This is a genomic window from Hyphomicrobiales bacterium, from assembly GCA_016710435.1.
Taxonomy (GTDB): Bacteria; Pseudomonadota; Alphaproteobacteria; order Rhizobiales; family Aestuariivirgaceae; genus Aestuariivirga.
Map to the genome: position 1 here is coordinate 732,216 of JADJVV010000001.1, position 13,602 is coordinate 745,817.

The window sequence follows — 13,602 nt, forward strand, 5'->3', positions numbered from 1 at the left end:
CCATGCAGACGCATTTCACGCCGGAGCAATTGCAGGACCCCGTCACCGCCGATGCCAACAGCATCCTGCGCGCCTGCGTGCATTGCGGCTTCTGCACCGCCACCTGCCCCACTTATGTGCTGCTCGGCGATGAACTCGACAGTCCGCGGGGCCGCATCTACCTCATCAAGCAGATGCTGGAGGAAGACCGCCCCGCGACCGATAGCGACGTCCGCCACATCGACCGCTGCCTCTCCTGCCTCGCCTGCATGACCACCTGCCCCTCGGGCGTGAACTACATGCACCTCGTCGATACCGCGCGCGTGCACATCGAGAAGACCTACACACGTCCGCCAGGCGAAACCCTGTTGCGCAACCTGCTCGCCTTCGTCATGCCGCGCCCGGCCCTGTTCCGCTATGCCATGGCGGCGGCAACGCTGGCGAAACCGTTGGCGCCGCTTCTCCGGTCGCTGGGGCTGACGCGCATGGCAGCGGGCCTCTCGCTGGTCCCGGCAAACCTTCCCAACGAGCATGTGGGACGGCCCGGCATCTATCCGGCGCAAGCTGCGCGCAAGGGCAAGGTGGCGCTGCTGCGCGGCTGCGTGCAACCAGTCGTCGATCCCGCCATCAATGCCGCCACCATCCGGCTTCTGAACCGCCTCGGATACGACGTCACGGTGAGCGGTGGCGAAAGCTGCTGTGGATCCCTGACCCATCACATGGGCAAGGACGATGACGCGCTGGCCCGCGCCCGCCGCATGATTGATCAGTGGACGGATGAAAATCCCGGCCACATCGTCATCACGGCATCCGGTTGCGGAACCACCGTCAAGGATTACGGCCACATGCTGCGCCTCGACCCGCATTACGCGGCCAAGGCAGCGGCGGTGTCGGCCAAGGCCTGCGACGTGAGCGAACTCCTGTCCCGACTTGACCTGCCGGAAGCAAAGGGTGGCCTCCGCGTCGCCTATCATTCCGCCTGCTCCCTGCAGCATGGCCAGAAGATCACGCAAGTCCCGCAAGCCCTGTTGCGCCGCGCCGGCTTCGACGTGGCGGAGATTCCCGAGGGCCACCTCTGCTGCGGGTCGGCAGGCACCTACAACATTCTCCAGCCCGCCATTTCCGCCCAACTGCGGGCGCGCAAGCTGGCCAACATCGCCACCACCGCCCCAGCCGTCATCGCCACGGGGAATATCGGCTGCATCACGCAACTTGGTCTTGGCGCGGAAGTTCCTGTAGTGCACACCGTGGAACTGCTGGACTGGGCCTATGGCGGGCCACGGCCCGCCAAACTGGATCGGGTGGACAACGATGCACATTGAAAAGCATGGACTGAAGGTTGCGCCGCTGCTGGCGGATTTCGTGGAGAACGAAGTGCTGCCGGGAACGGGACTGGAAGCCGCCGCGTTCTGGGGCGGTTTTTCGGCGCTGGTCCATGACCTCGCACCCCGCAACCGCGCCCTGCTGGCCACCCGCGACAGCCTGCAGGCCCGCATCGACACCTGGCATCGCCAGAACCAGGGCGCCAGCATCGCCGCCCAGAAATCCTTCCTCGAAGAGATCGGCTACCTGCTGCCCGAAGGACCGGATTTCCAGATCGAGACGAAGAATGTCGACGCGGAGATCGCCACCATTGCAGGCCCGCAGCTGGTGGTGCCCATCACCAATGCCCGCTACGCGCTGAACGCCGCGAACGCCCGCTGGGGATCGCTCTATGATTGCCTCTACGGCACGGACGCCATGGGAAGCCCGCCGCCGCCCGGTGGTTATGAGCGGGGCCGGGGCGCGCGCGTTGTGGCACGGGTGCGTGTGTTCCTCGACGAGGCCTTCCCCATTGCGGGCACAAGCCATGCCGACGTGCGCCGCTATCACGTGAAGGACGGTGCGTTGCTGGTGGATGACCAGCCTCTGCTGCAGCCGGAAAAGTTCGTCGGCTACCGCGGAAACCCGAAGGCACCCGACTCGGTTCTTCTCCGCAACAACGGCCTCCATGTGGAACTGGTGTTCGACCGCGCCCATTTCATCGGCAGCAAGGACCAGGCACTTCTTGCCGATGTGGTAATCGAGAGCGCTCTTTCCGCCATCATGGATTGTGAGGATTCGGTTGCCTGCGTCGATGCCGAGGACAAGGTGCTCGCCTATTCCAACTGGCTTGGCCTGATGAGGGGCGACCTTGAAGCCCGGATGGACAAGGGCGGCAAGACTTTCATCCGCCGCCTCAATGCCGATCGCGAATTCACCGGCGCCCACGGCAAGCCCTTCACCGTGAAGGGCCGGGCCCTGCTCTGGGTGCGCAATGTCGGCCACCTCATGACGACACCCGCCATTCTCGACAAGGGCGGCGCGGAGATTCCCGAAGGCCTGATGGATGCCGTGCTGACCTGCACCATCGCGGTGCACGACCTGAAGAAGAAGGACGGCACGCGCAATTCGTTGCACGGTTCCATCTATGTGGTGAAGCCCAAGATGCACGGGCCCGAGGAAGTGGCCTTCACCAACGACATCTTCACCCGCGTGGAGAAGCTGCTGGGGCTGCCCGCAGACACCGTGAAGATCGGCATCATGGACGAGGAGCGCCGCACCACCGTCAACCTCAAGGAATGCATCCGCGCCGCCAGAAGACGCGTGGTGTTCATCAACACCGGCTTCCTCGACCGTACCGGCGACGAAATCCACACCTCCATGGAAGCGGGCCCCTTCAGCCGCAAGGACTTCATCAAGCGCAAGGGCTGGATCACGGCTTACGAGAATCTCAACGTGGATATCGGGCTCGAATGCGGCCTGTCCGGCAAGGCCCAGATCGGCAAGGGCATGTGGGCCGCTCCCGACCTGATGGCCGCGATGCTGGAGCAGAAGGTGGATCACCCCAAGGCCGGCGCCAACTGCGCCTGGGTGCCGTCTCCCACGGCCGCCACGCTGCACGCGCTGCACTATCACCGCATCGATGTCTTCGCCGTACAGAAGAAGCTCGCCGCCGGGGGCCGCCGTGCCCATGTGGAGGCGCTGCTGGATATTCCCGTCGCCAGCTTCCGCATGTGGGGCGAGGCGCAGATACTTCGCGAGATCGAGAACAATGCGCAAGGCATCCTCGGCTACGTCGTGCGCTGGATCGACCAGGGCATCGGCTGCTCCAAGGTGCCGGACATCAACAATGTCGGACTGATGGAAGACCGCGCCACGCTGCGCATTTCCTCACAGCATATTGCCAACTGGCTGCATCATGGCATCTGCACAAAGGCGCAGGCGATGGATGTGATGAAGCGCATGGCCGCTGTGGTGGACAAGCAGAACGCCGGAGATTCCGCCTACAAGCCCATGGCGCCGGATTTCGAGTTGTCGACCGCTTTCCAGGCCGCCTGTGACCTCGTGTTCAAGGGCCGCGAGCAACCCAACGGATACACCGAACCCCTCCTCCACGCCGCCCGCCTGAAGGTGAAGGCGCGCAACTAGACCTCGCAACCCGTGCGAGCGCCGGCGGACAGCTGCGGTTGGCGCAGTTTTTCTTGCAGGCCCGCGAGTCGTCTCGGTATGGTGCACGACACGGGGGGACTGCACGGAATAACCCACAAGCACCGGGGGCGCTGAGGGAGATTGCAATGGCCGCAGTGGGGCGAATGGCGCTGGTGCTGGGACTTGTCCTCGCGCCGCTGGGTGGAGCGCCAAGCTGGAGCGACGATGTTTTTGACCAGCCCGGGGTGAGCGTGGGGATGGCCTTTGCCTTCGGAGGATCGAGTCCTTCATCCGCCGATGTCGGATTGACCGCCAAGATCATTTCAAACCGCCACGAGAACAATCCTGTGCTCGGTGCGGGCGTGACCTTCTATCCCTGGGCCGAACAGAAGTTCGGCGTAGACGTGGGCGCCGGCTACAACTTCACCCATGTGACGCCAATGCTGAGCTATGATTTCCTGCAGAAGAAAGTGCAGCTGAGCACTGGTTGGTCCAACACCAAGCAGAGCCGGAAACCTGCCCCCGGCCCCCAGGCGTGCGTGACCAACAGTGAATGCAGTGGCGGGGAGATTTGCCTCTCGGGCATTTGTACTCTGCTGCCATAAGTCCCGCCTCAATCCGGGCCCCCACCCCTTGACCGGCTCTGCCGGGAAGGTGCGCGAAGGGCGGAGGGGACTGAGAGCGGTCTGATCATCAGCCGCAGCAACCCGTCAGTCACGGAGTGACAGCCCCCCAACCGCGTTGGGGGAAAGGTGGAAGACGCCGTTGAAAGAGGTTCAGGCGACCGCAAGTTCGCCCCGTTCGGCGAGCCGGGCGTTTTCCTTCATCTGCTCGGTTGCTGCTTCTTCGCGCCGCTTCATGAATTCATAGATGATTGCACCAACAAGCGAGAGCGAGATGATGATCACCGCCAGCGCCGAAAGTGCGGGCGTCGTGCCCTGCCGCACCTGCCCTGCAAGCACTGTCACCAGCGTCTTGTCGGCGAGGATGGAAAAGGTCGTGGTGTTGAAGTTCTCGAACGATGACAGGAAGGCGATGACGCCCGCCGAAACGAGCGCCGGTTTCAGGAACGGCAGCAGCACATGCCAGAACACCTGCGGATAAGAGGCGCCGAGGTCGAGTGCGGCTTCTTCCTGCGAACGGTCGAAACGCGCCAGCCGCGCCATGATGATGAGCAGGCAATAGGCCGAGACGAAGCTCGCCTGTCCGAAGATCGTGAGGATGATGCCCTTGTAGAACAGCGCCTTGGTCACCGCCGTGAGCCCCATCATGTCTTTCCAGAAGATCACGGTGGAAATGCCGATGATGACGCCGGGCGTGAGCATGGGCGAAATGGTGATGAGATAGAACAGTCCGCGGGCGCGATGGTAGATCTGGTTCATCAGGATCGCCGCGGCGAGCCCGACCGGTACCGAAAGCGCCGTGACACCGACGCCGATGATGATGGAGTTCAGCAGTCCCTCCATCATCTGGCGGTCATGCACCAGCTTGCCGAACCATTCCGTGGTGAAGCCCTCGAAGGGGATGGCCTGCGGATAGGACGAGGTGTTGAAGGCCGTGACCGACATGAAGATGAGCGGCCCGAAGAGGTAGAGGAAGAACAACGCGGTGTAGAAGACCATCATGGCCTTGCGCAGCGTGGAGGATGTCATCGGATCGCCTCCCCGAGCTTCACCTTGAAGAGGCGCAGCATGATCATCACCAGCGTGATACAGGCCGCCAGCAGGATGAAGGCGTAGGCCGAGCCACGCGGCCAGTTGAAGGTCTGGAAGAAGAAGTCATAGACCTTGAGGGTGAACCACTGCGTGCGTGGGCCCCCGAGGAACAGCGGTGCCGCAAGCGAGCCCGCCGCAAGCATGAACACCATGGTGCAGCCAGACGCGATGCCGGGCTTGGCGTAGGGGATCACCACGTCGCGATGGATTTTCCAGAAGGGCGCACCGAGATCGCGTGCCGCCTCGATCTGGTTCTTGTCCAGGCTTTCGATGGCATTGTAGAGCGGGAAGATCATGACCAGCAGGTAGGCATAGGACAGGCCCACGTAGAGGCCTGTGTTGTTGCCGAGGAAATCGATGGGCTCGCTGGTGAGGCCTGATCCCATGAGGGCAAGATTCAGCGGCCCCTTGGCGGCGAGAATGACGCGCACCGCGAAGGCGCGCAGGATTTCGTTGACCCAGTAGGGCACGATGAGCGCCATCATCAGGAGGCGCACCTTCTGCGCCCCGCCCGTCTGCGCCATGTAGAATGCCAGCGGATAGCAGATCACCAGGTTGATGAAAGTGACCAGCGCCGAAATGAGAATCGAGATCCAGAAGGCGTTGATGTGCGGCCAGTTCACTTCGTCGCTTGTGGGATCGATGATGAAGGACTTGTATTGCGCAACCGTCAGGAAATCCTTGGGCCCGCCGCGCTGCAGAACCGGCAACTGCGGATGGAAGCTTTCCACCACCATGTAGAGATAGGGCAGCGTCACGAGGAACAACGTCCAGAACACGACGAGCACAACGAAGGCGGTGCCGAGCATGACGCCGTTGCGTTCGAAATAGCCCTTGTGCGTCGGGTCGTGGAAGTGACGCTCCTCCCAGCGCGCCATCAGCCAGAAGGCGGCGATGACGATGACGGGGATGATGAAAACGAAACCGCGGCTGCCCATGGCGGTTACTCGCGCGCCATCTTGCCCTCGGGCAGGGCAAGGCCGTGGATGGGTTCGTAATGCACCGCCGCTGTGCTGCCCTGAGCCGGGATTTTCGCCCCGCTGTGGCGCGCCACTGTCATCATGATGTCCTTCTTCGCGGGACCCTTCAGGAACAGATGAGTCATGTTGCCTTCGAAGGCGACGCTCAGCACCGGGCTGGCGAAACTCGTGTCTGCCGTCGACTTGCCGGGCCGCAAGGCTTCCGGCCGCACGAAGAGAATGGCCTTGTCGCCCTTCTTCAGGCCTTTGGGATTGCGCCCGCGCAACGGCCCGAAGGCCGTTTCGATCATGGCGCCGCTGGCATCCGCCGCCACCACTGTTCCGGGGAAGGCATTGTTCTCGCCCACGAAGGACGCGACAAACGGCGTCGAGGGATCATCATAGACGGTCTTGCCGTCAGTCACCTGCTCGATCACGCCGTCGCTCATGACGGCGATGCGGTCCGACATGGTGAGTGCTTCGCCCTGGTCATGGGTGATGTAGATGAAGGTGATGCCGACCTGCTGCTGGATGGCGCGCAACTCGGTGCGCATGTGCTGGCGGAGCTTGAGATCGAGCGCCGAGAGCGGCTCGTCGAGGAGCAGCACCTTGGGCTGCACCGCCAGCGCGCGCGCGATGGCGACGCGCTGCTTCTGGCCGCCCGACAATTCGCTGACCAGCTTCTGGCCCTGCCCCTGCAGCGCGATCATGTGCAGGAGTTCATCCGCCTTCTTCATGCGCTCGGCCTTGGACATGCCGCGCACGCGAAGGCCGTAGGCGATGTTGTCGGCAACCGTCATGAGCGGGAACAGCGCCAGGTTCTGGAAGATGAGGGCCGTTGGCCGCTTGTTGGGGCCGATCCCTTCCATGTCCTGCCCGCCGATCCGCACGCGGCCACCGGTGGGATCGAGGAAGCCAGACACGGTGCGCAGGATGGTGGTCTTGCCGCAGCCCGACGGCCCAAGGAACGAGAAGAACTCACCGCCCTTGATATCGAGCGTGGCATCATTCACCGCCGTGAAATTTCCAAACTTCACGGTGACGTGGTCAAGCTCGACGCCTGCACTCATAAAGATTCCCCTGCGCGTTTATTTTTCGCTTTGGAATGCACTTTCCACGGAACGTGGCGAAAGATCAAGACAATCCACCGGACCACTTTGCGCCAACAAAAAAGCCAGCCCCCGGAGGGACTGGCTCGATGTGAGCAGGCTTGGCCCGGATCAGGCGGCCTTGAACTTGTCCGTGTACTGGCTGCGGATTTCCGCATACCACGACGGCTCAGCCGGCCACGGCCAGAGGTTCTTCAAGGCGTCGCCCGGATAGGCTTCCTGGAAGTTCTTCTTGAACGCGTCCGACGTCTTGGCATCGGCGCCCTGGATGACCGGGTTGTAGTTCGAACCGTCCGACACCATGGCCGAGACTTCCGGCGTGTGCAGGTAGTTGAGGAACTCGTAGACCTGGTCGACGTTCTTGGCAGCCTTCGTCATGGTGATGCCGTCGATCCACACGATGGCGCCTTCCTTCGGAGCCTGGTAGCTCACGGGCTTGCCTTCCTTCTTGAGGGTCAGCGGCGGGCCGTCCCACGTCTGGCCGAGCCACACGTCGTTTTCCATGAGGCCCGACTTGGTATTGTCGGCGGAATCCCAGAACTGCTTCACCCAGCTCTTGTGCTCGATGGCGAAGGCAAGGATCGGGTCCCAAGCCTTCTTGAAGCTGTCTTCGTCCTTGTAGCCGTCCAGCATGCGGTTGGTCGCCATCTTGCCTTCGGCATCCCACCACAAGCCGATGGTCAGCAGGAAGGAATGGCCGCGGCCCTGGGTGTGACCCTTCACGTCGTCTGCCCACAGCGAGCCATAGGAAAGCTTGCTCAGGTCGCCCTTGTAGAGATCAGTGCGGAAGGACAGGGCTTCAGAACCCCAGCAGTGCGGCAAATGATGCAGGCCGTCTTCCCACTTCCACAGGTCTTCCGAAGCCTTCATCATGGACGGCAGGATGGCGCCCGTGTTCTTCAGCTTGTTCATGTCATAGGCTGCGGTGACGTCGATGTCCTTGAACTGCGGGGCGCGGTTCACGGTGGGCTGGCAGAGGTCGAAGCCTTCGCCGCCGGTGGCCTGCAGCTTGTTGATCTGTTCTTCGTTCTGCGAGAACGGCGTCTGGTTCACCTTGATGCCGCTGGCCTTCTCGAAGTTCGGGATGACGTCCCCGGGGAATTCGTCCGACCACATCAGGAGATTGAGTTCGCCCGACGACGACAGCGCATTCTGCGACAGCAAGGGCGCAGCGAAGCCCATTGCGCCCGTGGCAGCAGCAGCCTTCATCACCGTACGGCGCGAAAGCTGGGCAGCCTTCAGCAGCTCCATCGTGGATTTGGATTTGCTCATGTTTGTTCCTCCAAACTGGGATTGGCCCAATGCCAATCGTAAACTCCCATAGGTCCGGTTAACCCGGTTTCTGGCTGAGTTATTCACACACTATGACGCCGATGTGACGTTCCGGCAATGGGGTCGTTTTCACTGGCCCCAGCCCCTGACCCAGGTTGGCCCAAGGGCATTCCCCCCGGTGTGGCGAGGGGCATCCGGACGGCCTTGTCCAACGGGCGCTAGGACTTGTTCTTGAAATAGACGTCCAGGAACACGGCCAGCAGCAGGACCGCGCCCTTGATGACGAACTGCCAGTCGATGCCGATGCCCATGATCGACATGCCGTTGTTCATGACGCCGATGATGAAGGCCCCGATGACGGCGCCCACGATCTTGCCGACGCCGCCCGTCACCGCCGCCCCGCCGATGAAGCAGGCCGCGATCACTTCCAGTTCGAAGCCCGCCCCCGCCTTCGGTGTCGCCACGTTGAGGCGGGCCGCGAAGATGAGGCCGCCCAGGCCAGCCAGCGCCCCCATGACGACAAAGATCAGGAAGGTCAGCTTCTCGGTATTGATGCCGGAGAGCTTGGTCGCCTTTTCATTGCCACCCATGGCATAGATGCGCCGCCCGAAGGTTGTCCGCGTGGTGATGAACACGAACAGCGCGATGAGCGCGAACATGACGATCAGCACGTTGGGCAGGCCCTTGTACTGCGCCATGAGGAAGGTGAAGCCCAGAAGCGCCACGGCGATGAGCAGGTTGCGGCCGAGGAAGATGACATCCGGTTCCTCGGCAACGCCATGCGCCTGCTGGCTGCGCCGCTCCTTCACGTTGAAATAGATGATCAGCGCCGTCACGGCCGCACCGATCAGCAGCGCCACGAAATTGAACGGGCCGCCCGCGAAAGTCAGCGCCAGGCCGTCCGGCACGAAGCCGGACGAGAGCAACTGGAACTCCTTGGGAAACGGACCGACCGAAGCGCCGCCCAGCACCGTGAGCGCGAGGCCCTTGAAGATCAGCATGCCGGCAAGCGTCACGATGAAGGCCGGTATCTTGTAGTAGGCGACGAAATACCCCTGCGTTCCGCCGATCAACGCGCCGAGCGCGATGCAGGCGATCGAGGTGGAGAATGGATCGAGTTTCCAGTTGACCATCATCACCGCCGCGACGGCGCCGATGAATCCCGAGACGGACCCCACCGACAGGTCGATATGCCCCGCCACGATGATCAGCAGCATGCCCAGCGCCATGATGACGATGTAGCTGTTCTGCAGGATGAGGTTCGTCATGTTCACCGGCTTGAACAACGTGCCGTTGGTGGTGAACTGGAAGAAGATCATGATGGCGAGCAGCGACAGCAGCAAGGCATAGTCGCGGATGTTGGCCTTCACGAAGCGCAGGAGATCCGGCTTGGGCAGGGCGGGGGTGGCGGCGTCGCTCATTGTGAAGTGTCCCATGATTTCATGATGGCCCGCATGATCTTTTCCTGGCTGGCGTCCCTGGCAGGCATTTCGGCAACAAATCGGCCTTCGTTCATGACGTAGATGCGGTCCGAGATGCCGAGCAGTTCCGGCATTTCAGAGGAGATCACGATCACCGCCTTGCCGCTTTCGGCGAGCTGGTTGATGATTTCGTAGATTTCATACTTGGCGCCGACGTCGATGCCGCGCGTCGGCTCGTCGAGGATCAGGACCTCGGGCCCCGAGAACAGCCACTTCGACAGCACCACCTTCTGCTGGTTGCCGCCCGAGAGGTTGACTGTCGTCTGGAACACGCCGGAACAACGGATGCCCAGGTCCTTGCGGTACTTGTTGGCTACCGAAAGCTCGTGCAGGTCGTTGATGACGCCGCGGCTCGACACGCCTTCGAGATTGGCCAGCGTGACGTTGTGCTTGATGTGGTCGATGAGCACGAGGCCATAGGTCTTTCGGTCCTCGGTGGCATAGGCGAGGCCCGCGTCCATGGCGCGGGGGATCGTCGAGACATCGATGGGCTTTCCGTGCAGCTTCACCTCGCCGGTGATCTTCTGGCCATAGGCGCGGCCGAACACCGACATGGCAAGTTCCGTGCGCCCTGCCCCCATCAGCCCCGCGATGCCGACGACTTCGCCCGCCTTCACATGGAAGCTGACATTCTTGATCATCTGCCGGTCGGCATGAAGCGCGTGATAGACGCTCCAGTCGTTCACCTCGAAGATCGGATGGCCGATCTTGGCGTGACGCGGCGGGAAGCGGTCGGTGAGTTCACGGCCGACCATGGCTTTGATGATGCGGTCCTCGTCCACGGTGCCCGTGCGGGCATCCAGCGTGTCCACCGTCATGCCGTCGCGCAACACCGTGATGCGGTCCGCGACCTTGGTGACTTCATTCAGCTTGTGGGTGATGAGAATCGAGGAAATGCCCTGCGCCCGGAAACCCTTGAGCAATTCGAGGAGCGCGTTGGAATCGGTCTCGTTGAGACTGGACGTGGGTTCGTCCAGGATCAGCAGCTTCACCTTCTTGTTCAGCGCCTTGGCAATCTCGACGAGTTGCTGCTTGCCGGTGCCGATGTTGGTGATGAGCGTGTTGGGATGTTCCTTCAGCCCGACCTTGTCGAGGAGTTCGCGCGTGCGGGCAAAGGCTTCATACCAGTTGATGACGCCGCGTGTCGCCGGCTCATGACCGAGGAAGATGTTTTCCGCAATCGAAAGGAGCGGCACCAGCGCCAGCTCCTGATGGATGATGATGATGCCGGTGTTCTCGCTGTCGGCAATGGTGTGGAAGCGCCGCTCGGCGCCTTCGAACTGGATGGCGCCCTCATAGCTGCCCGCCGGATAGACACCCGACAGCACCTTCATCAGCGTCGACTTGCCGGCCCCGTTCTCGCCCACCACGGCATGGATTTCCCCCGGCATGACCGAGAGATTGACGTTCGTCAGCGCTTTCACGCCGGGAAACGTCTTGGTGATGTCCTTCATTTCAAGGATCGGCTGCATGCCCATCCCGGTCCTCCCACCCCTGCAGCGCGTCCGGCCATCCGGCGGACCAGCTTTGCGCCGCATCTTGCGCTGTTTGCATCTTGCGTGCTTCGCGCAACGCTACACATGAAAAGGCGGGCCCCGCAAGTGAACTTGCAGGGCCCGCTTCCATGACGTCTTACTTCAGGTCGTCGGCCTTGATGTAGCCCGAGTCGACGAGGAGCTTCTGGATGTCGTCCTTGCCCACGTCATGCGGCGTGAGGAGATAGGACGGTACAACCTTGACTTCGTTGTTGTAGGTCTTGGTGTCGTTGATTTCGGGTTCCTTGCCCTGCAGCACGGAGTCCACCATCTTGGCCGTGACCTTGGCGAGTTCGCGCGTGTCCTTGAACACGGTCGAATACTGTTCGCCGGCCATCATGCCCTTGACCGACGGCACTTCGGCGTCCTGGCCGGTGACGATCGGCATTTCGGCGCCCGGTGCATAACCCACGCCCTTGAGCGACGAGATGATGCCGCGCGACAGGCCGTCATAAGGGGCGAGAACACCGTGGACCTTCTTGTCGGTGTAGTTGGCCGACAGCAGGTTATCCATGCGGGCCTGCGCCACGGCGCCGTCCCAGCGCAGCGTGCCGACCTTGTCCATGCCCATCTGGCCCGACGGGATGACGATGTCACCCGAGTCGATCAGCGGCTTCAGCACCGACATGGCGCCGTCGTAGAAGTAGAAGGCGTTGGTGTCGTCCGGCGAACCGCCGAACAGCTCGACGTTCCACGGCTTCACGCTCGGGAAGCGCTCCTTGAGGCCCTTCACCAGCGAGTTGGCCTGCAGCACGCCCACGCCGAAGTTGTCGAACGTGGTGTAGTAGTCAACGTCGCCCGTCTTGGTGATCAGGCGGTCATAGGCGAACACCTTGGCGCCGGCTTCGTGGGCCTTCTTGAGGATGTCCGAGAGCGTGGAGCCGTCGATCGCGGCAATGATCAGGACCTTGGCGCCCTTGGTGACCATGTTCTCGATCTGGGCGAGCTGGTTGGGAATGTCATCTTCACCATACTGGAGATCGGTGTCGTAGCCGAGCGCGGTGAATTCCTTCACCATGGATTCACCGTCGGAAATCCAGCGCGTCGACGACTTCGTCGGCATGGAGATGCCGATCAGGCCCTTGCCTTCGGCCAATGCCGGGCCAGCCGCGGCGATGACGGCAGCGGCAACGGTTGCCATCATGAAATGTCTGCGGTTTGTCACGAGTAGTCCTCCCTGAAAGAGCCGCTGTGCCTGGCCCTATGCCGGGCTTGCGCGGTTCTTGAGGCCGGACCTTAGTGGCACGTCAAAAACTGATCAAGAATTTTGTATGACAAATAGCCCGTCCCTTGTATGACAATTGCGAAGGGACAATTGCGGCAGCGCAACATGAGCGGCAGAGGCAAGACCAGGTCCAGCGGCAACGTTCACGCCAAGATCGAACGCGCCATCGGCGAGCGCATCCTCAGTGGCGAGTTCACGCCGGGCGCACTCCTGCCCAACGAGGCGGAGTGGGGACGGACCTATGACGCCAGCCGCACCGCCGTGCGCGAAGCCATCAAGAGCCTCACCGCCAAGGGCCTGATCCAGTCCCGCCCCAAGATCGGCTCGCGCGTGGAGCCCCGGACCCGCTGGAACATGTTGGACCGCGACGTGCTGGCCTGGCACCGCGCCGCCATGGACCGCAAGGCCTTCCTCGCCTCCACCCAGGAAGCCCGCCGTCTCGTCGAGCCCGGCATCGCCGAACTCGCCGCGCGCAAGCACACGCCCCTGCAACTGGAGCGCCTCGCCGCGGCCTGCCACGGCATGGCGACGGCGAGTGAAGCCCAGGCGATGGTGGCCGCCGACGTGGAATTCCACGAGGCCCTGCTGGCCTGCGCCAACAACGAACTTCTGGTGCCCTTCTCCATCATCATCGAACAGGCGCTGACCAACCTGTTCGATTACACCACCCGCAAGAACCCCCATTTCAACCGCGCCCTGAAACTGCACCAGAACATCGTCCGCGCCGTGACCGCCGCTGACGGCCCCGCCGCCCGCAAGGCCATGCTGGACCTGCTGGCCGACACCGACACCATCATCAAGGTCTATCCCGCCCCCCGGAAAAAGCGTTAACGGGTTGCACAACCGCAGGGGTGACGGGGCTTGGCTGTTCTGCTAT

The 13,602-nt window shown here is 62.4% G+C and carries 11 protein-coding genes; 4 read left to right on the forward strand and 7 right to left on the reverse strand.

The features are described 5' to 3' along the window. Positions 1–2 precede the first annotated feature (2 nt). The 3 genes from glcF (at position 3) to IPM06_03570 (ending at position 4,034) form a co-directional block, all read left to right on the forward strand. Positions 3–1,301, forward strand: coding sequence for a glycolate oxidase subunit GlcF (gene glcF / locus IPM06_03560; GenBank protein MBK8769492.1), 1,299 nt, complete (start codon positions 3–5; stop codon positions 1,299–1,301). After that, positions 1,291–3,429 (forward strand): malate synthase G, encoded by a 2,139-nt coding sequence (locus IPM06_03565; protein MBK8769493.1) that lies wholly within the window; start codon positions 1,291–1,293, stop codon positions 3,427–3,429. Before glcF ends, IPM06_03565 begins: the two co-directional genes overlap by 11 nt. A 146-nt stretch (positions 3,430–3,575) precedes the next feature. Then, on the forward strand, positions 3,576–4,034 hold the full coding sequence (locus IPM06_03570) for a hypothetical protein (protein ID MBK8769494.1): 459 nt from the start codon (positions 3,576–3,578) through the stop codon (positions 4,032–4,034). A gap of 171 nt (positions 4,035–4,205) precedes the next feature. Here the strand turns inward: IPM06_03570 and IPM06_03575 are convergent, their stop codons facing one another. The 7 genes from IPM06_03575 to IPM06_03605 all read right to left on the reverse strand — a co-directional run bounded on the left by IPM06_03575 (position 4,206) and on the right by IPM06_03605 (position 12,644). Next, positions 4,206–5,081 carry an ABC transporter permease gene (locus IPM06_03575; GenBank protein ID MBK8769495.1) on the reverse strand — a complete coding sequence of 292 codons (876 nt, stop codon included), beginning with the start codon at positions 5,079–5,081 and terminating at the stop codon, positions 4,206–4,208. Continuing rightward, positions 5,078–6,022, reverse strand: coding sequence for an ABC transporter permease (locus tag IPM06_03580; GenBank protein ID MBK8769496.1), 945 nt, complete (start codon positions 6,020–6,022; stop codon positions 5,078–5,080). The genes IPM06_03575 and IPM06_03580 overlap by 4 nt, the downstream gene beginning before the upstream one ends. 65 nt (positions 6,023–6,087) lie before the next feature. Continuing rightward, positions 6,088–7,173: an ABC transporter ATP-binding protein gene (locus IPM06_03585; protein ID MBK8769497.1), complete on the reverse strand. Its 1,086-nt coding sequence runs from the start codon at positions 7,171–7,173 to the stop codon at positions 6,088–6,090. A 150-nt stretch (positions 7,174–7,323) separates the two neighbouring features. After that, entirely contained in the window at positions 7,324–8,484 is a 1,161-nt protein-coding gene (locus tag IPM06_03590) for an extracellular solute-binding protein (protein MBK8769498.1), read from the reverse strand. A 218-nt stretch (positions 8,485–8,702) separates the two neighbouring features. Continuing rightward, entirely contained in the window at positions 8,703–9,920 is a 1,218-nt protein-coding gene (locus IPM06_03595; protein ID MBK8769499.1) for a sugar ABC transporter permease, read from the reverse strand. Beyond that, positions 9,902–11,437, reverse strand: a complete 1,536-nt coding sequence (locus IPM06_03600) for a sugar ABC transporter ATP-binding protein (protein MBK8769500.1) — start codon at positions 11,435–11,437, stop codon at positions 9,902–9,904. Before IPM06_03600 ends, IPM06_03595 begins: the two co-directional genes overlap by 19 nt. Positions 11,438–11,597: 160 nt before the next feature. Then, positions 11,598–12,644, reverse strand: a complete 1,047-nt coding sequence (locus tag IPM06_03605) for a sugar-binding protein (protein ID MBK8769501.1) — start codon at positions 12,642–12,644, stop codon at positions 11,598–11,600. A 186-nt stretch (positions 12,645–12,830) separates the two neighbouring features. On the opposite strand from IPM06_03605, the gene IPM06_03610 reads away from it, so the two are divergent. Continuing rightward, positions 12,831–13,556: a FadR family transcriptional regulator gene (locus tag IPM06_03610; GenBank protein ID MBK8769502.1), complete on the forward strand. Its 726-nt coding sequence runs from the start codon at positions 12,831–12,833 to the stop codon at positions 13,554–13,556. The last annotated feature ends 46 nt before the right edge of the window (positions 13,557–13,602 follow it).